Below are 17,661 nucleotides of genomic sequence, written 5' to 3'. Positions count from 1 at the left end.
CTAGATTACCACAAAAGTTCCCTATCAGACTTGAACTCCAGCCACTTCCCGGAAACGGGGTCCTTGAATCGGAGCCATCGCGCAAGAAGCTGCAGCGGCCTGTCGAAGTCATCGGGCTGCCGGGGCTGCAACCGCGGGTAGAGTCTGTCGTTGAGGATCGGCATCCCCAGCGAGCTCATGTGGACCCGCAGCTGGTGGGTCTTGCCGGTGAGCGGGCTCAGCGAGAACAGGGACCGCCCCTCCCGCTGTTCGAGCAGCCGGATCCGCGAGCGCGCGTTGACCTCCCCCGGCTCGGTGCCCATGACGAACCACGGCTCCCCCGGCACCAGCCTGCTCTCCACCAGCCAGCTCTCCCTGCCGTCGGGGACCGGCCCCAGGCCGACCGCCCGGTACTCCTTCTCGATGCGGCCCTCCCGGAAAAGCCCCGCGTAACGGCCGCGCGTTTCCGGGTTCACCGAGAAGAGCACGAGGCCGGCGGTCTCGCGATCGATCCGGTGCAGCGGCACCAGGTGATGGATGCCGGTCCGCTTCCTGAGCCGGTGCAACAGGCTCTGGTCGAGGTAGGCGCCGCCAGGGGTAACCGGCAGGAAATGAGGCTTGCATGCCACCAGCAGCTCGTCGTTTTGAAACAGGATCTCTTCCGGAAACGGGATCACCCTCTCCTCGTCCATCTCCCTGAAATAGAAGACCCTTTTTTGCGCTGCGTACGGAGTGGCGATGCTTACCGGGGAACCATCCTCGCCGAGCACCTTACCCTGCGCGATGCGCGCCTCCCACACCTCTCGCGGGATCCTGGGGAAACGATCCACCAAAAAGGCGAACACGGTGGGATACGGCTCATCGAGCCTGGGCATGGTCACCTTGGCGGGATACTGCGAGATGGACATGGCTGGCCTTGGCAAGGAGGATGGCGGCGTTGCGGAGAGGGCAACGGACCGCTGCCGGGAAAACCGGCGCACGGGCAGGATACCACGGACCGGCGGCACAGGCAATCGCGCTGACCGGCACCGCCGCAGAGCGGGGGAAGTCCCGGTGGGACACGAGTTCCTGGGACAGCTACGGGGAAAGAACTCACGGGGGCTCCCCCTTCCTTGACGGGGTGGGTGCCGGGGGGGGGCGTGAAGCCGCAGGTGCATACGCGATGGCATCTTCCCTCTTGCCACCTCCCGCAAGGGAAAGGGGACAACGACGGTGTGTTCAAAAGTGCTGGAAAGGCAAAAAAAGAGGGGCAACCCGTCGATTGCCCCCAGTGTTGGACGGCCGGCAGAAAGGGCCGATCACAGACCGGTGTGGACGCACAAGCGCCTGTCGCTACTGGTACGGGTTATCCCACTTTTCGCAAAAGGCGATCTGCGCGAGCTCCTTGCGCGGGCGCGGGTTGGGCGACTGGTCCGGATAGCCAAGCGGCGTGATCCCCACCACCCGGATCCCCTCCGGAATGTCCAGGGCGCGCTTGATCTCCCCCTCGTCGAACCACCCCATCCAGCAGGTGCCCAGGCCGAGGCCGTGGGCGGCGAGGCAGAGGTGGTCAAAGGCCAGGGCCGTGTCGGCGACGTAGTACTCGATGCCGTTCTCGACGCCGCTCTCGCCAGGATCGGCACAGACGACGATGATGCAGGGAGCCGAAACGAGGGCCTTCTTGCCCGGATTGTCATCGGGAAAGGCACCGGCCAGCGCGCCCCTCGGCCCGGACCCGGTCAGCACCAGGAAGCGCCAGCACTGCATGTTCTTCCAGGATGGCGCCAGCCGGGCCATATTGAGCACCTGTTTTATTTTCGCGGGCTCGACGGGCGCAGGCTTGTACTTTCTTATGCTGCGCCTGCCGGTTATGGCCTGAAAAATGTCCAATTTACGATCTCCCTTTATCTGCTGTCTCACTTGATACACCAAAAACACCGTTTTGTAAATGTCGCATTTTGTATGGAAGCGTTTTCACCAAAGCTGGCATTCCCGCCGGAAAAGCGATTGACACTCAGAACGCCATGTTCTAGATTAGCTGGGCATTCATTTCGACCACGAGGTTTTTCAATGGACATCATGAAGGACGGCGAAGAGATAACCTCGATCGGGGACGTCGCCGCTGCGCTGGGGCTTACCACCAGGACCATCCGCTATTGGGAGGAAGTCGGCATCATCGAAAGCGTGCCCAGAAGCGACGGCGCCACGCGCGGCTTCACCCCCTATTACGTGCGCCGCATCAAGTTCATCATCAAGCTCAAGGAACTGGGGCTCACCATCAAGGAGATGCAGGACCTCTACGCGGCGTACGGCGAGGCCAAGCAGACCGAGCGCATGGTGCCCAGGCTGGTCGAAATCCTGGACGAGCACATCGAGAAGATCGACGACAAGATGGCCCGGCTCGCCTCGCTGCGTAGCGACATCGCGAGCTACCGGCAGCACATGGTCAGCAAGTTCGGCTCCTCCCAAGCCAGCGGCGCCTGACGGCGCCGCCCCTTCCGGCGTCTGCCCTTCCCCCTCGACGACGGCCCAGGCGCCCCCCCGAGCCACCTCACATGAAATTCACCGCAGACCTGCACATCCACTCCCGCTTCTCCAGGGCGACCAGCCGCGACCTGGGCCTCGACCAACTCTGGCGCTGGGCGCAGTTGAAGGGGATCCGGGTGGTCGGCACCGGGGATTGCACCCATCCCGAATGGCTTGCCGAACTGGAGCGGGAACTGATCCCTGCCGAACCGGGACTGCTGCGCCTGCGCCGGGAGCCTCCCCAGAGCCAGGTGCCGGACAGTTGCCGCGCCCCGGTCTCCTTCCTGATCAGCGGCGAGATCAGCTGCATCTACCGCAAGGGGGGACGCACCAGGAAGGTGCATTGCCTGGTGCTGCTACCCGACTTCGGGGCGGCGCACCGGCTGAACCTCGCGCTCTCCCGCGTAGGCAACCTGGCCTCCGATGGCAGACCGATCCTGAAACTGGACGCCAAGGACCTCCTCGCCATGGTTCTCCAGGCATCTCCGCACGGGCTCCTCATCCCCGCCCACGCCTGGACCCCCCACTTCTCCATCTTCGGCGCCTGTTCCGGCTTCGAGTCCCTGGAGGAATGCTTCGAGGAGCTCGCCCCCGAGGTCCACGCCATCGAAACCGGCCTCTCCTCCGACCCCGCCATGAACTGGCGCTGGTCGGTCCTGGACGGTATCACGCTCATCTCCAACTCGGACGCGCACTCCGCCAGCAAGCTTGGACGCGAGGCGACCATCTTCGATACCGAACTTTCTTACGACGGGATCTACCGGGCCATAGCCGGCGGCAAGGGGGTGGCGGGGACCATAGAGTTCTTCCCGGAGCAGGGGAAATATCACGCCGACGGCCACAGATGCTGCGGGGTGAGGCTCTCCCCCCGGGAAACCATCGCGCACGGCTATCGCTGCCCCGCCTGCGGAGGGAAGCTGACGGTGGGGGTGCTGCACCGGGTCGAACTTCTGGCCGACCGCCCGGCCGGCGCGAGGCCCGGGGAGGCACCCCCGTTCCGGTCCGTGATTCCGCTCATAGATCTGATCGGGGGGGCGCTGCGGGTCGGGTGCTCCAGCAAGAAGGCCGAGGCGCTCTACTTCGAGCTGTTGCGCGGGCTTGGGAACGAATTCCACATCCTGCTCGAGGCGTCGCTCGAAAAAATAGCCGCCAGGTCGACGACGACGCTGGCGGCGGGTATAGGGAGGATGCGTTCGGGTGAGGTGGAGATCAAGGCCGGCTACGACGGCAAATTCGGCACCGTCTCGGTCTCAGCGCCTGATGGCGACGCTACTTGAGCAGTTCGTCCAGCCTGGCCAGGTCGGCTCCCACCACCATCTGCCCGTTGACGAAGAAGGTGGGGGTCCCGGTGACGCCGGATTTCCTGGCCAGCTCCATGTGTTCCTGGGCCAGGCGCTTGATCTCGGGTGAGGCGGGTTTCGCGTTGGCCGGGATATCCTGCCCCAGCATCATGGCGTCGTAGGCCTGCACCTTGTTTTCCGCCGAAAGGATGTACTCGATCTTGGTGATCGCCCCCGGGTGTGCCAGAGGCGCGAAGAAGATGTACTGGGTCACGTCGGTCCTCTTGGTGAAGTACTCGGCGCCCCTGCGGCAGAAGGGGCAGTCCGGGTCGGTGAACTCCACCACTATCTTCTTGCCGTCGCCGATCTTGAGCGCCTTGTCCAAAGGCAGGTCCTTGACCACCTTGGCCATGATGGCCCCCTTGCGCTCGGCGGTGCGGCTCTTCAGATCCTTCCCCACGATCTCGCCGGTCAGCACCAGTTCCTTGTCCGGGTAGTAGTAGAAGATGCGCTGGCCCGAGATCACCTCGTAGAGTCCCGGGATTTCGGTCGGAGTCATGCTGTCCACGGGAACCGTGGGGAATGCGTTGCGGAAAGACTCCTCGGGCTTGACCGGGGCAGCGGCGAACGATGTTGCCGCCAGGGCGAACAAAACGCACGCGGTGAACAGTGGTGTAAAGATCCTTCTAAACGACATGGGCGCCTCCAGTGATCAATTATGAAGCCCCGCCCGGCGGGACAGCGGTAACTATAACATAGCTTCGCCGCAGACGGCGCTTGAATAATGAGCGTTTTTCCTAAAGAACGGTTTCGAACGCGGTGGCCGCCGCCCCCAGTACGCCGGCGTCGTCTCCCAGCATCCCGGGTTCGACACGGACCCGGCCGCCGGCAACGGAAAAGGTGCGGGAGTCGAGCTCCCGGAGCAGGGCGGGCGCCAGCAGGTCGAAGCTCCGCGCCACGCCGCCGCACACGATCACGGCTTCCAGGTTCAGCAGGTTCACCACCCCCGCCATGGCGATGCCGAGGTAGCGTCCCGCCTCGGCGAAGACGGCAAGCGCCGCGGCATCCCCCAGCCGCGCCCGGTTAGCGACCACGGCGGCATCGCCCCCCTCCCCGGCGATGGCGCCAGCCGAAGCGTACTGCTCCAGACATCCACGGCTACCGCAGCCGCAGGGGCGCCCCTCGGGTTCGACCGGGATGTGACCGAACTCCCCCGCCGCGCCGTCGGCCCCGGTCCAGAGTTTGCCGTCAAGGATCAGCCCGGCCCCGACGCCGGTCCCTATGGTGAGCGCGATGAGGGAGCGGTAGTCGCGCCCGGCGCCGTAGCGTTTTTCGCCCACCGCGCAGGCGTTGGCATCGTTGAGGGCCGCCACCGGCAGCCCCGTCGCGAGGGAGAGCTCCCGGGCCAGGGGCACCCCCTCGAGCCCGGGGACGTTGACGCTGGCGCGCACGACGCCGTCGCTGCATACCAGCCCCGGAACCCCGACCGCGAGCGCCACGGTGCGGGCGCCGATGCGGGTCGCCTCCCCTTGCAACCTCCCGACCCCGGCCAGGAGCCGCGAGAGCAGTGAGTCGAGCCCCGCCGCCGGCAGGGTCGGCTCCGCGCTGCGCGCCAGCACACTCCCCTGACGGTCCACCAGGGCCATCCTCAGGTTGCTTCCGCCGAGATCGACGCCGATGCACAATTCCCGGGTCACGCCACCTCCGCTTTCGGAAAGAAGGGGAGCAGCCGGTCGTAGGTCGCCAGCAGGGCCTCGGGGAGCACCCGCGCCTCCGCCACCACGGACATGAAGTTGCTGTCGCCGTTCCAGCGCGGCACCACGTGCAGGTGGAGATGGTCCACGACGCCGGCCCCGGCCGCCTTCCCGAGATTCATGCCGATATTGAAACCGTCGGGACTGCTGGAGCGGGCGAGCACCTCCTTGCACAGGGCGACGACGCGGAAAAGCTCCTGCATCTCGTCGCCAGTCAGATCGTTCAGCTCGGCCGTGTGACGGTGCAGCGAAACCAGCAGGTGACCGTTGCAGTACGGGTAGCGGTTCAGCATGACCCGGGCCGACGGGGTGCGGTGGATGATCAGTAGCTCCCGGTCGTCCCCCTCAGCGCAGAATATGCAGCCCGGCGCCGGCGGCTGCGTCAGGTATTCCATCCTCCAGGGCGCCCAAAGCCTGTCCATGACTCCTCCCCATCGTTTCCTGTTATAGCCGCCAAGATTATTATCCAGATTCTCTCAATTTACAACCACGACCTGTCACTACAAGAGTGGAGCCGAGGCTCGCGCTGGAAATGATCTTGATCTGGCGGAGCGACCGGAGATTGATCCGGTGAGGTCACATGCTATAATTTCGCATCCCCCATCTAAACCTCCTATTTCTGACGCATCTCGATGTGGCAGCACCGTTTCCTTCTTTCATTCGTGAAGTTCGCTTCAGCCGTTTTCATAGTCAGGATAGTTCACCGTCACCCCTGTTTGAGGAGGATGTCATGACGAAGAAGATAGACGCGCTCGAATATCACGCCAGCGGCCGCAAGGGGAAGATCGAAGTTGTCTCCTCCAAGCCCTGCCTGACCTCTCTCGATCTCTCACTCGCCTACACCCCCGGCGTCGCCGAGCCTTGCCTGGCCATCGAGCAGCGCCCCTCCGACGCCTACCTCTACACGGCCAAGGGAAACCTGGTCGCGGTGGTCTCCAACGGCACCGCCGTCCTGGGGCTTGGCAACATCGGGGCCCTGGCCGGCAAGCCGGTCATGGAGGGGAAAGGGGTGCTCTTCAAGCGTTTCGCCGACGTCGACGTCTTCGACCTCGAGGTGAAGTCGGAGGACCCGGACGACGTGATCAAGGTGGTGCAGCTTTTGGAGCCGACCTTCGGCGGCATCAACCTGGAGGACATCAAGGCGCCGGAGTGCTTCTACATCGAAGAGGAGCTCAAAAAGAGCATGAACATCCCGGTCTTCCACGACGACCAGCACGGCACCGCCATCATCTGTTCGGCGGCGCTCATCAATGCGCTGCAGCTGGTGGGGAAGAAGATCGAGCGGGCGCGCATCGTGGTGAACGGCGCCGGAGCCGCCGGGGTCGCCTGCGCCAACCTGGCCATTTCGCTCGGGGCCACCCCGGAAAACCTCTGCATGTGCGACACCAAGGGCGTGATCTACAAGGGGCGCAAGGAGGGGATGAATCCGTACAAGGAGCGGCTCGCACTGGACACGGAACTGCGCACCCTGGAGGAGGCGATGCGCGGGGCCGACGTCTTCATCGGGGTCTCGGCCAAGGGGGCGGTGACCCCGCAGATGGTGCGGGAGATGGCCAAGGACCCCATCATCATGGCCATGGCCAACCCTGACCCGGAGATCACCCCGGAAGAGGCGCTCTCGGTCCGCTCCGACGTGATCATGGCCACGGGCAGGAGCGACTACCCGAACCAGGTGAACAACGTGCTCGGCTTTCCCTTCATCTTCCGGGGCGCCCTGGACGTCAGGGCCAGCACCATCAACGAGGAGATGAAGAAGGCGGCGGTCTCCGCCCTGGCGCAGCTGGCGCAGGAGGAATGCCCGGACTCGGTCTGCCGCGCCTACGGTAACGAGAGCTTCTCCTTCGGGCGCAATTACATCATCCCCAAGCCGTTCGATCCGCGGGCCCTGTTGCGGGTGGCGCCGGCCGTGGCCAGAGCGGCCATGGAAAGCGGCGTGGCGCGGACCCCCATCGAGGACATGGACCGTTACGTGGAGTGGCTGGAAACCCTGCAGGGACGCTCCAAGGAGACCATGCGCGCCATCATCAACAAGGCCAAGTGCGATCCCAAGAAGATCGTCTTCCCGGAGGGGGACAATGAGAAGATCCTCAAGGCCGCCTATCACCTGGTGGAGGAGGGGATCGCCAAGCCGATACTGATCGGCAACAGGAACAAGGTGCTGGAGAAGATGGCCGAGCTGGGGATGGATCTGAACCTCACCATCGTCGACCCCGAGGATTCCGAGCTCACCGAGCCCTACGCGCAGGAACTGTACCGCATGCGGCAGCGCAAGGGGATCACGCTCTCCGAGGCGCAGCGCATCGTGCGCCGCAAGTCGCGCAACCACTTCGGATCGATGATGGTGCACATGGGGGACGCCGACGCGCTGCTCGGGGGGATCGACACCCATTACCCCGACACCATCCGCCCCGCCCTCGAGGTGATCGGCAGGCAGCCGCAGCTCTCCGGCGTGCACGGCATGTACATGATGGTCTTCAAGAAGGGGATCTACTTCATGGCGGACACCACGGTCGAGATCGAGCCGACCGCGGAGGAGTTGGCGGAAACCGCGCTCCTCGCGGCGGAAAAGGTGCAGCTGCTCGACATCGTGCCGCGCATCGCCATGCTCTCCTTCGCAAACTTCGGGTCGGTCAACCACGCATTGACCCAGAAGGTGAAGCGCGCCGTGGAGATCGTGAAGGAAAGGGTCCCCAGCCTGGAGATAGATGGCGAGATGCAGGCGGACACGGCGGTGACGCCGGAACTATTGGCCAACTACACCTTCTCTACCCTGACCGGTCCCGCCAACATCCTCATCTTCCCGGACCTGAATTCCGGGAACATCTGCTACAAGCTGTTGCACCGGCTGGGAGGGGCGGAGGCGATCGGACCGCTATTGATGGGGATGAAGAAACCGGTGCACGTGCTGCAAAGAGGGGACGACGTCGCGACCATCGTCAACATGGCCGCCATCGCCGTGGTGGACGCGCAGAGCATGTAGCGGGACAAGCCGGATTGCCTGCCGGAACTCCCCCACCCTAGACGGGAGGGGGACGGGGGGTGGGTGAAGCCGCAACCGAGGGAAATGATGGCATCCTACCCCTCCCCCACGTGGAGGGGGGACTGCTGCGAACGAACGTAAAAAGGGACCCCCGCCGGGGTCCCTTCCTTTTTCCTCAAACGTCTTTCTTTGGTTGCCAGAGCAGCCGCCAATTTGCTATACATGACGGACACCAACCACGCCTGACGCCCAGATTAGGGGCCGGAGAAGGACGGCAGCAGCCATGCAAGACGCGTTAGATCCGCTCGAGGAAGAGGAATACCCTACCAGCCTCAATAAGCAGCTGCTCACCGGGCTCGCGGTCTCGCTCGCTTTGCACCTGGTCTGCGCCGCGCTCCTTCTCGGCATCCCCGGCGGAGGCGAGCCCGCCCGCCCGGCCGTGACCTACGTCGACCTCAACACCATCCCCGCACCCGTCCCGGCCGCTCCCGCAGTCAAGCCCCAGCCCGAGCCGGACCCCGAGCCGGAACAGCCCCAGGAAGAGGCGGAGCCGCTCCCGCCGACCCCGCCACAGCAGCAGGCACAGGCCGCGCAGCCCGCGGCTCCGGTACCGCAACCCGCGCAGCCCCAGACCGCCATGGAGGAAAGGTCACGCACCACCTTCGGGATGGGGCTCACCAAAGGGTACTTCAAGCCTCTCAGCGACGGCGAGACGCTCCGTCCGGAGATCAAGGAGTATTACATTCGGCTGCTGCAGGGGGTGAACGAGAAGTGGTGGTTGGAACAGAAGGATCAGAAGGTGGCGCCGATCGTGGTCAACGTCACCATAACCCGCAGCGGCGAGATCATCGGCAGCACCATTTTGGAAAGTTCGGGCAACATCGTCTACGACCGGGCCGTTCAGAGAACGCTGGAGGCGGCAGGTCCGCTCCCCCCGGTACCCGCCAACTTCATCGGCGACTTCTTCCAGGCGCCGATACGCCTGGTCCCGCCGCTCAACCTCCTCTCCTGGTAGCGGTCAGCTCCCCTCTTCCAGCTCCAGGTCGATGATGTCCGGGACCTCTTCGCCGGAAAGGGCGGAAAGCCTGTCCGAGGCGTCCTGATAGCCGGGATTGGCGCGTATCACCTCACGGTACAACCCGATCGCCTCATCCACCGCGCCGCGTCCCTCCGCGAGTACGGCCAGCTCGTAGTTGAGACAGGTGCGCTCGTCCCTGGTTATGACGGTCAGGTCGAGGCCGCGCCGCAGGAGTTCCTCGGCCTGGGCCGCCTCCCCCTTGTCGCGATAGCAGATGGCCTGCAGGGTCATGCAGTCGAAACGGCGCTGCGGGTTGGCCGCGGCGATCTGGAACTCCTTGATGGCACCGGCGTACATCCCCATCTCCTTGTAGCCGATCCCCAGGTCGTAATGTGACTCCAGTTCCTCGATGTCGAAGTCGGCGCCGCTTCCCGCCGCTTCGGGGAAGATTTCCTCCCAGCCCCGCACCTGGACGGGCTCCGCAGCGTCGGGTGCTGCCGGTTCGGGCGCCGGTTCCAGCTCCGCCTCCGGCTCAAGCTCTAACTCCGGCTCCGGCTCCAGCTCCAGCTCTGACTCAGGCTCCAGTTCCAACTCCAGCTCCGTCTCCGGTTCCGGTTCGAGTTCGAGCTCGGCCTCCTCGTAGTCAGCCAGCTGAGCAGGCTCCTGTTCATCGGGCTCTTGCTGCGGCTCCGCGCCCTCTTGTTCGCCCCAGGAAAAATCGCCGAAGGGCGCTTCCTGTTCAGGCAGGGTCAACTCCAGCTCCCCCCCCTGGTCAAGGTCGAGCTCAACCACCGGAGCGGTCTCCTCCGGCTCGCCCCCATCCAGTTCCTCACCCACCTCGTCAAAGTTCAGTTCCAGCGAGAAATCAAGCGGAAGTTCCACGTTCGCGGACGGGGCGGGGGCCGGTTCGGGAAAGGCCGCGGGCAGTTCGCCTCCCTGTGCCGGTTCGGGAGCCGGCGCCGCATCGAACATGTCGTCGTCGAGATCGAGTTCGATCTCCTCTTCCCAGGCTATAGAGCCTTCAGCCTCATCTTCGTTTTGCTCCGTGTCCCAAGGCGCAGGAGCCTCGTAGGTGGCCGGGGATGCCGTCCCGGCGGCAGGTGCGGGTTCGGGTTGCGACGTCGCGGCAGGCGCCGCGAAGGGGTCGGGAAGTTCACCCCCCGGAGCGTCCCAGTCAGGGAGGACCGGCTCCTCGATGGGTGACTCCCACGGGGCGGCGGCTGGTCCCTGCACGCCGGGCACCTCCTCCCCCCCCCCGAAACCGTCTGCGGAGAGTTCCTTACCGTCAAAGTACGGTGCCGGCTGCAGCGTGTCCTCTTCCGGGAAGAGTTCCCGGGCGCGCGCGTCCACCGACGCGGCATCCTGCTGCAGGCCGCGCCCACGCAGGGTGCCGGCCAGCTCGGCGAAAGCCTGGCGGGACTGGTCCGCCGACCCGGTCGAATACAGCAGTTCCGCGTGCTTCATCCTGGTGGCGACATGCTCGGCATCGACGCCCAGCATCTTCTCCACCACCTTGAGCGCCTCTTTCAGGTCACCTTCCTTCTCGTAAAGCGCCGCCACCTGTGCGTATTCCGCCAGGGCGTTGCCGATCAGCCCCTGCTGGTGGTTCAGATGCGCGATAGTGAGCGCGGTGGCGGGATTGCCGGGGTTCAGGCGCTGGATCTGCTTGTAGATGGCGATGGCCTTGAGGAAGTAGCAGTTGTCGGCGTAGTGCTTGCCGATATCCTCGTACTGCTGGATCGCCTCATCCTTGCGGTTGTCGCGCACCAGGAGCTCGGCCAGACGCTGGCGGGGCCTGATGTCCCCAGGCTCCATGGCAACCACCTGCTGGTAGTCCTTGATCGCCTTGTCGATCTGCCCCTTCAGCACGAAGCGCTGGGCACTCTCGAGAATTTTGTCTTTTTTGGAAGCCAAGTTAACGCCTCATACCCCTAGAATTACGGAAAGCTAAAACTAAATCAAAGCCGGTCCCGTGTCAAGAACCATCCTGGGATGCCTCACGAAGGATTTCACGGAGCTGCGCCGCCTCGCCCCTGGTCAAGGGGCGGTCGTGATAGAGTGCGGAACCGTACACGGCGACGAACCGCGCGAGGTGCGGGTCGTGCAGCCGGGCCGAGAGCTCGAAGAGCCCCTCCCCCCCCTGTATCTCGCCCGGATAGCGCCGGGCCAGAATGCGGAGCATACGCTGCAAAAGGCGCGCCTCGATGCTGGGGGGGCGACGCCTGCGCCAGAGAACCCAAAGCGCCAGCGGCACCAGCGCCGGGAGGGCCAGCAACACCCCCCTGCCGAACCCGCGGGGGAGCCGCAGGTCGCGCGCCTTGTCTCCGGCATTTCGCACCAAGGCCAGCTGTTTGTCAAGGTCATAGGTAACCACGGCCTTGTCCCAGTAGAACCCGGCCATGTCGATGTACATGGAAAGCCCGTGGGCCTGCGTGCCGCGCACCGCTCCCAGCGCCCAGGCACTCGGGTCCACCGTTCGCCACCCCACCCCGTCCAGGTAGGCCTCGACCCAGACGTGCGCCATGTCCTCGGTGACCAGGTAATACCCCCCCATGGCGTTGTAGCTCCCCCCGCGGTACCCGCCCACCAGGCGCGAGGGGATGCCGGACAGGCGCAGCAGAATCGCGTAGCTGGAGGCGAAGTATTCGCAGTTGCCCCGTTTCTTGTCGAAGAGGAAGGAGCCGAGCGGGTCCCCCCCCACGGGAAGACCGGTGTTGGAGTAGGTGATGCGCTGCCCGCGAAAAAACGACTCAAGCGCCCTCATCTTGTCCTCGGCACTCCGGCCCGGCTGAGCCAGGGCCCGCCCCTGCGAGACGATACGCCGGGAGATGTGCGCCGGGAGCCTCAGGTAGAAGGCGCGGTCGATGCCCCGCACCTGGACCGTGCCGGTGAGCCCGGAACCGGCCAGGTACCTGACCTTCTTGTCCAGGGGGCGGCGCGTCTTGAAGACGCCGTCGCTGGCCTCGTCGTTGCGCAACCCGGTGACGGACCTGGGTACGTTGAGCGCCGGGAGATAGGGCGTGTCGGAGCGTTCCGGGTAGATCTCCTGGAGCACAGTCTGCCCCCCGACCAGCGCCGGGGTGTCCGCCGGCACAGCCTCCCTCACCCAGGCGTCCTCCCTGAAGGCGTTCAAGACCACCGCGCGCCAGTAGAGCTTCTCCTCCGGCACCTTCGGGGCGACCGCCCGCAGCACCACCCCTTTCACCTCCGCGACCGCCTGAGCGCTCCCCGGTTGCACCGTGTCCGACACCCCGGTTTTCTTCCCCACCGGCGCGTTCATGAAGTTCCAGATCGGAAACTGGGTCCTGGGGAGAAAGAAGAAGAAAAAAATGAGCAGCGGCAGGGACGCGACCGGCAACAGTGCGGCGACACCGAGAACCTTGCGCGCCTCCGTGCCGGTGAGGACGCTGGCCGGGTCGTCGGCGTGGAAGGTCAAAAGCACCAGGGCCACCGCGAGCAGCAGCAGCAGGGAGAAGAGGTAAATCAGGAACTGGGCGGAGATCTCGTAGAGGGAAGAGGCGGCCAGGCAGAACAGGGACAGGGCGAATGCCTGCAGGTAGTTGCGGGCGGTCCGTTCCCCCAGAAGCCTCACGCCGAGAAAAACCACCAGCAGGTCGGCGGTCACCGGGACCAGCCGGCTCATGGAAAATCCGGAGGCGAGGTACAGGAAAAGCAGTATCGAGCCCGGCGTCAACAGCCGCGGCGGCAGGGCCCGTCCCCGCAGATGGAGGAGGGACGCCGCAACGAGCGCCACCGGGAAGAAGTAGCGCGCGAAGGGGTCGAGGTAGGCCTGCAGCGGCAGGTAACCGACGAGCGCGATGCAGGCGGTGAGCCCGCTCAAGAGGAGGTCAATCCTTACCATAGCCGGCGAGCTCCGTGAGCAGTCTGAGCCGATGGGCCCGGGTGGTGGCGGGAGGGATGACCCGCTCCCCCAGCTTCAGGCCGACCGGGCGCCCCCCCTTGATGAGGCGGTTCACCAGGAAGGTGCAGAAGGAAAGGCGCTGTTCCAGGTCGCGCCCCGGGATCAGGTCGAGGTCGAGCAGCAGCGGCTCTGCTGCCGTCGCGGTCAACTCCTTCACCTTCAAGACCTCGTGCTTGGCGGACAGGCGCCAGTGGATGAGTTTCAGGGGCTCGCCGCCACGGTAGTCCGAGATCTTGGCCAGTTCCCCGTCGTAGCCGGAGGCGGCGACGGAAGCCGCCTCCCCGGCATCCGGTTTGCCGCCCGGCGGCGGCACCATCCCCCCGCGAGGCGCCGGGAACACGGTGCAGCTCTGGAAAACGGTGACCGCGGCGGCACGGACGAAGAAGTTCACCGGGAAAGGCGAGCTCACCGAGGCGGGGAGCGTCTGCAGGGGGCCGCGCAGGGGGAAGGAAAGGAGCAGGGAGCCCGATTGCGCCCTCCCCTTCTCGACCATCAAAAAGGTGGTTGCACGTCCCGACACGGTAACCCGGATCAGGAAGGAAGGGAGGAACTTCTTGCTATTGGCGAGGGTGACCGAAAGGAAGGTTTCGGTGCCGGCATAGACCTCGTCGGGCAGATGCACGCTGAGGGCGAGCCCCCGGATGTTCAGCCACCCCAGGACACCGGTGGTCGCCATGAAGGAAAGCATGGCGGCGACGATGAGAAAGAGGAGGTTGTTGCCGGTGTTGACCGCGGAGACCCCCAGCAGCAGGGTGGCAGCGACGTACAGCCCCCCTCCCTTCGTGAACCTTATGTGAGCGGGAGAGGAATCCCCTTTAAGATCGCGTTTAATACGTGCCCCTTGTCCACCCCTTCGTGCTCCGGGCGGAAGATGAGACGATGCGGACAGACGGCGTGGACCACGTCCCTGACGTCCTCGGGCGCGACAAAGTCGCGGCCGTGCAGATAGGCGGCGGCCTTGGCGGCGTCGACCACACCGATGCCGCCGCGGGTGGAAAGGCCGGCCTGGATCAGCGGGTGGTTCCTGGTCGCCTTGATGATGGCGTAGACGTAGTCGGTCACCTTCTCGCCGACGTACACCTCGTTCTTCACGCAGTCGATCGCCGTCTTGAGGTCGTCGATGCGCACCAGCGCCGGAATGTGCAGGATCTCGTCCCGTATGCTCCCCTGCTTCAGGATCCCCTTCTCGATCTCCTCCGGAGGGTAGCCTATCCCGGTGCGGATCAGGAAGCGGTCCATCTGCGACTCCGGCAGGGGGTAGGTCCCCACCTGCTCCACCGGGTTCTGCGTCGCCAGGACGAGGAAGGGGTCGGGGAGCTGGTAGGTGACCCCTTCCACGGTGACGCGCCGCTCCTCCATCGCCTCCAGGAGCGCGCTCTGGGTCTTGGGCATGGCGCGGTTGATCTCATCGATGAGGACGATGTTGTTGAAGACCGGCCCCCGGATGAAGTTGAAGCGCCCCTCGGTGCGGTCGAAGACGGAGAGGCCGGTAATGTCGGAGGGGAGGAGGTCGCTGGTGCACTGGACTCGGCCGAAGGAGAGTCCGAGTGCGCTGGCGAAGGCCAGGGCCATGGTGGTCTTCCCCAGCCCGGGGATGTCCTCCAAGAGGATGTGCCCTCCGGTCAGAAGGGCCATGAGGCTCAGTCGCAAAGCCCTCACCTTGCCTTTGAGGTGCTGGCCGGAGAGCTCCTCCAGCACCGCGTTCATCTCGTCCACCTTGGCTAACTTATGCACGTTGACAACCTCCCGGGGCGAAGCCGCAGCCACTCATTATAACGGCCACCCCGTGAAAAGAAAAGGGCGCCCATGAAGGGCGCCCTTGGATGCTGTTGTTGGTTCCCCTCGCCCCCAGGGAGAGGGTGGCCGCAGGCCGGGTGAGGGAGGTGCCACCGGCAAAGTTGTGGCAATCGGCAAATCGGCAGGTGACAGCGCCCTCACCCCGCCCCTCTCCCGAGGGGAGAGGGAGCAGTGGACGGAGGCGCAGCGGTCCGCTACAACTGCCCCATGAACTTGTGAGTCTGCGGGATGACCCGCACCTCCCTGAGCGAGGAGCAGAGTTCCTGCAGCTCCAGGGTCCGCAGGGCATCGATGCCGATGCTGCCGTCGTCGCGGGTCATCGGCTGCAGGATGAGCGGAATGGCCGGGTCGACTGCGGCGATCATCGCGCAGGATCGTTGGATCTCCCAGTCCTCGGTCCCCTGGCTCACCACGATCTTGACGAAGACATCCTTCATGGCGGCAACCTCCAGGAAGGCGTGGTGCTGGTCCCACAGCTCCGGGGAGCCGGACGACGAGGGGAGCTTGATGTCCATGCCGATGCTGTCCAGATGCGGGATGAGCGGTGCCAGCGCATCGGGGAGCGTGCCGTTGGTCTCCAGGTAGATGGGGAGCAGTTTTTTAAGGACCGGCAGCCACTCTTCGAGCAGCGTGCCGAAGAGAAGCGGCTCCCCGCCGGTGACGCTGATGGAGTGGTGGATCCCAGGCCAGGCGGCGGTCCAGCTTTCGATCAGCGTCGCCACGCGCTCAAGCGGAACCGGGTTGGGTACCTTGAAGAAGTCGCGCCGGCCGGGAGTCAGCTCCAGCTGGCACTGGTCGGGAACCGCGCTCATTCCGGGGGTGTCGCAGTAGTTGCAGTTCAGGTTGCAGCCGGAGAAGCGGATGAAGACCTGGCGCAGACCGACCAGCACCCCTTCCCCCTGGATGGAGGAGAAGCATTCGACCAGGGGTGCCTGCAGTTTACTCATAGTAGCTCGCCGCCGCGAAGTCGGATTCCCACACCGTGACCATTTCCACCTTGACCTTGTCCGAACCGAAGATCTTGGTCAGCTCATGGTAGAGGTACCGGGCGATGTTCTCGGAAGAAGGGGATACTTCGGAGAAAGGGGCCAGTTCGTTGAGGTACTTGTGGTCCAGCGTCTTCAGGAGGTCGTTGGTCTCCCGCTTGAGGATCTTGAAATCGATGCCGAGGCCGGCCTTGTCCAGCTCGTTGGTGGTGATGGAGACCTCGACTTTCCAGTTGTGGCCGTGCAGGTTTTCGCAGTCCCCCTGGTAATTGATCAGATTGTGGGCCGCGGCAAACGCAGTGTGAATGGTGAGACGGAACATGCCACCCTCCCTTTTCATTATTTTGAGTGACGCCAATATATCATGAAAAGCAGGTCGAGGTTAAGGTTAAGGTTGAGGAGAACCCAAAAAAAGAGCCCCCTCTCTCAACCTTCCCCCCCGGCCTGTTTTCAAATGCTTATGCTTTCTCCCGGCGCGAGAACCGGAGCGGTGGGCGAGGTGATCCAGGTATAGGTGAGGACGAAGAAGAGGACGATCAGCGAGAACAGGAGTACGAGGGTGGGGAGAAGGCGCACCCGCGGCTGCCCCTCCCCGCTTTGCAAAAGCCCCAGGGCGGCGACAAGCGCGCCGAAGCCCCCCAGCATCCCGGCCAGGAAAAACCCCAGGAAGGTGAGGCGCGCCTCCCCGGCGATGCCGAGCATCAAGAAGGTGGAGAGCTCGCTGTGGAAGAAGGTGGCGGCGATCAGGGCGATGATGCCCGCGCACATCGACCTGATACCGCGACGCACCGTGGATTTACGCATGAATGATAACCTCGGGCGGGAAGGCCGCTATTCGCACCAGCTCACGTCCCCGACCCCCTTGCGGAGCACCTCGGGGCGGTCGCCGATCAGGCTGACCACGGAGCTGACGTCGGCGGAGAGATCGCCGCCGTCCACCACCAGGTCCAGCTGCTTGCCGAGTTCGTGCTCCACCGCCCAGGGATTGCCGATCGGATCCTCGCCGGAGAGGTTGGCGCTGGTGGTGACGATGGGAGCGCCCAACTCCCTCACGATGGCGAGGCAGATCTCGTTGTTGGGGATGCGGATGCCGACCGTCTTCTGCTTGGTCTGCAACAGGTCCGGGACCACCGTGGCCGCCTCGAGGACGAAGGTGTAGGGCCCGGGGAGCAGGCGGCGCAGTTGCTTGAAGGCGTAGTTCGAGACGCGCGCGTAGCGGGCGATCTCCGACATGTCGGTGCAGATGAAGGAAAAGGGCTTCTTGCGATCGCGCTGCTTGATCTGGTAGATCCGCTCGATCCCCTTCTTGCTGAAGATGGAGCAGCCGATGCCGTAGGTGGTGTCGGTGGGATACGCCACGACGCCGCCGTTTTTCAGGATCTCGACCACCTTGGCGATCAGCCTCGGCTGCGGGTTTTGAGGGTTGATTTCAAGCAGCAT

At 64.7% G+C, this 17,661-nt stretch carries 17 protein-coding genes; 4 read left to right on the top strand and 13 right to left on the bottom strand.

All coding sequences use genetic code 11. The features are described 5' to 3' along the window. Positions 1 to 5: 5 nt before the first annotated feature. Together KP001_RS01065 and KP001_RS01060 are read right to left on the bottom strand one after the other, a co-directional pair. The gene (locus tag KP001_RS01065) at positions 6 to 887 is read right to left on the bottom strand and encodes a pseudouridine synthase (protein WP_217287749.1); all 882 of its coding nucleotides are present in this window, start codon (positions 885 to 887) and stop codon (positions 6 to 8) included. A gap of 424 nt (positions 888 to 1,311) precedes the next feature. Then, complete coding sequence (locus tag KP001_RS01060) at positions 1,312 to 1,848, bottom strand: nitroreductase family protein (protein WP_217287748.1); 537 nt, start codon at positions 1,846 to 1,848, stop codon at positions 1,312 to 1,314. A 180-nt stretch (positions 1,849 to 2,028) separates the two neighbouring features. On the opposite strand from KP001_RS01060, the gene KP001_RS01055 reads away from it, so the two are divergent. Continuing rightward, on the top strand, positions 2,029 to 2,442 hold the full coding sequence (locus KP001_RS01055) for a MerR family transcriptional regulator (protein ID WP_217287747.1): 414 nt from the start codon (positions 2,029 to 2,031) through the stop codon (positions 2,440 to 2,442). A 71-nt stretch (positions 2,443 to 2,513) separates the two neighbouring features. Next, complete coding sequence (locus tag KP001_RS01050; RefSeq protein ID WP_217287746.1) at positions 2,514 to 3,761, top strand: endonuclease Q family protein; 1,248 nt, start codon at positions 2,514 to 2,516, stop codon at positions 3,759 to 3,761. Here the strand turns inward: KP001_RS01050 and KP001_RS01045 are convergent. The 3 genes from KP001_RS01045 to KP001_RS01035 all read right to left on the bottom strand — a co-directional run bounded on the left by KP001_RS01045 (position 3,754) and on the right by KP001_RS01035 (position 5,940). Then, positions 3,754 to 4,461: a DsbC family protein gene (locus KP001_RS01045; RefSeq protein ID WP_217287745.1), complete on the bottom strand. Its 708-nt coding sequence runs from the start codon at positions 4,459 to 4,461 to the stop codon at positions 3,754 to 3,756. The two genes, KP001_RS01050 and KP001_RS01045, sit on opposite strands and share 8 nt — an antisense overlap. 100 nt (positions 4,462 to 4,561) lie before the next feature. Then, the gene (locus KP001_RS01040; RefSeq protein WP_217287744.1) at positions 4,562 to 5,461 is read right to left on the bottom strand and encodes an ROK family protein; all 900 of its coding nucleotides are present in this window, start codon (positions 5,459 to 5,461) and stop codon (positions 4,562 to 4,564) included. Continuing rightward, complete coding sequence (locus tag KP001_RS01035) at positions 5,458 to 5,940, bottom strand: HIT family protein (protein WP_217287743.1); 483 nt, start codon at positions 5,938 to 5,940, stop codon at positions 5,458 to 5,460. Before KP001_RS01035 ends, KP001_RS01040 begins: the two co-directional genes overlap by 4 nt. A gap of 308 nt (positions 5,941 to 6,248) precedes the next feature. Between KP001_RS01035 and KP001_RS01030 the strand changes: the two genes are divergently transcribed. Both KP001_RS01030 and KP001_RS01025 read left to right on the top strand, forming a co-directional pair. Then, complete coding sequence (locus tag KP001_RS01030) at positions 6,249 to 8,498, top strand: NADP-dependent malic enzyme (protein WP_217287742.1); 2,250 nt, start codon at positions 6,249 to 6,251, stop codon at positions 8,496 to 8,498. A gap of 283 nt (positions 8,499 to 8,781) precedes the next feature. Next, entirely contained in the window at positions 8,782 to 9,513 is a 732-nt protein-coding gene (locus KP001_RS01025) for an energy transducer TonB (RefSeq protein WP_217287741.1), read from the top strand. A 3-nt stretch (positions 9,514 to 9,516) separates the two neighbouring features. Here the strand turns inward: KP001_RS01025 and KP001_RS01020 are convergent, their stop codons facing one another. The 8 genes from KP001_RS01020 to KP001_RS00985 all read right to left on the bottom strand — a co-directional run bounded on the left by KP001_RS01020 (position 9,517) and on the right by KP001_RS00985 (position 17,661). Next, positions 9,517 to 11,430, bottom strand: coding sequence for a tetratricopeptide repeat protein (locus KP001_RS01020; RefSeq protein WP_217287740.1), 1,914 nt, complete (start codon positions 11,428 to 11,430; stop codon positions 9,517 to 9,519). A 61-nt stretch (positions 11,431 to 11,491) separates the two neighbouring features. Next, on the bottom strand, positions 11,492 to 13,378 hold the full coding sequence (locus tag KP001_RS01015; RefSeq protein ID WP_217287739.1) for a transglutaminase TgpA family protein: 1,887 nt from the start codon (positions 13,376 to 13,378) through the stop codon (positions 11,492 to 11,494). Beyond that, positions 13,365 to 14,126, bottom strand: coding sequence for a DUF58 domain-containing protein (locus KP001_RS01010; protein ID WP_263634381.1), 762 nt, complete (start codon positions 14,124 to 14,126; stop codon positions 13,365 to 13,367). Before KP001_RS01010 ends, KP001_RS01015 begins: the two co-directional genes overlap by 14 nt. 101 nt (positions 14,127 to 14,227) lie before the next feature. After that, positions 14,228 to 15,145 (bottom strand): AAA family ATPase, encoded by a 918-nt coding sequence (locus tag KP001_RS01005; RefSeq protein WP_217289525.1) that lies wholly within the window; start codon positions 15,143 to 15,145, stop codon positions 14,228 to 14,230. A 284-nt stretch (positions 15,146 to 15,429) separates the two neighbouring features. Further along, positions 15,430 to 16,182 (bottom strand): 7-carboxy-7-deazaguanine synthase QueE, encoded by a 753-nt coding sequence (locus KP001_RS01000; RefSeq protein WP_217287738.1) that lies wholly within the window; start codon positions 16,180 to 16,182, stop codon positions 15,430 to 15,432. Continuing rightward, on the bottom strand, positions 16,175 to 16,543 hold the full coding sequence (gene queD, locus KP001_RS00995) for a 6-carboxytetrahydropterin synthase QueD (RefSeq protein WP_217287737.1): 369 nt from the start codon (positions 16,541 to 16,543) through the stop codon (positions 16,175 to 16,177). The genes KP001_RS01000 and queD overlap by 8 nt, the downstream gene beginning before the upstream one ends. Positions 16,544 to 16,671: 128 nt before the next feature. Further along, a complete protein-coding gene (locus tag KP001_RS00990) occupies positions 16,672 to 17,025 on the bottom strand; it encodes a hypothetical protein (protein WP_217287736.1) in 354 nt (117 codons plus the stop codon). A gap of 27 nt (positions 17,026 to 17,052) precedes the next feature. After that, the gene (locus KP001_RS00985) at positions 17,053 to 17,661 is read right to left on the bottom strand and encodes an L-threonylcarbamoyladenylate synthase (protein WP_217287735.1); all 609 of its coding nucleotides are present in this window, start codon (positions 17,659 to 17,661) and stop codon (positions 17,053 to 17,055) included.

This window comes from Geomonas subterranea, from assembly GCF_019063845.1.
GTDB classification, from domain to species: domain Bacteria; phylum Desulfobacterota; class Desulfuromonadia; order Geobacterales; family Geobacteraceae; genus Geomonas; species Geomonas subterranea.
The sequence above is the reverse complement of the archived record's forward strand: the minus strand, read 5'-3'. Positions and strand labels throughout refer to the sequence as shown.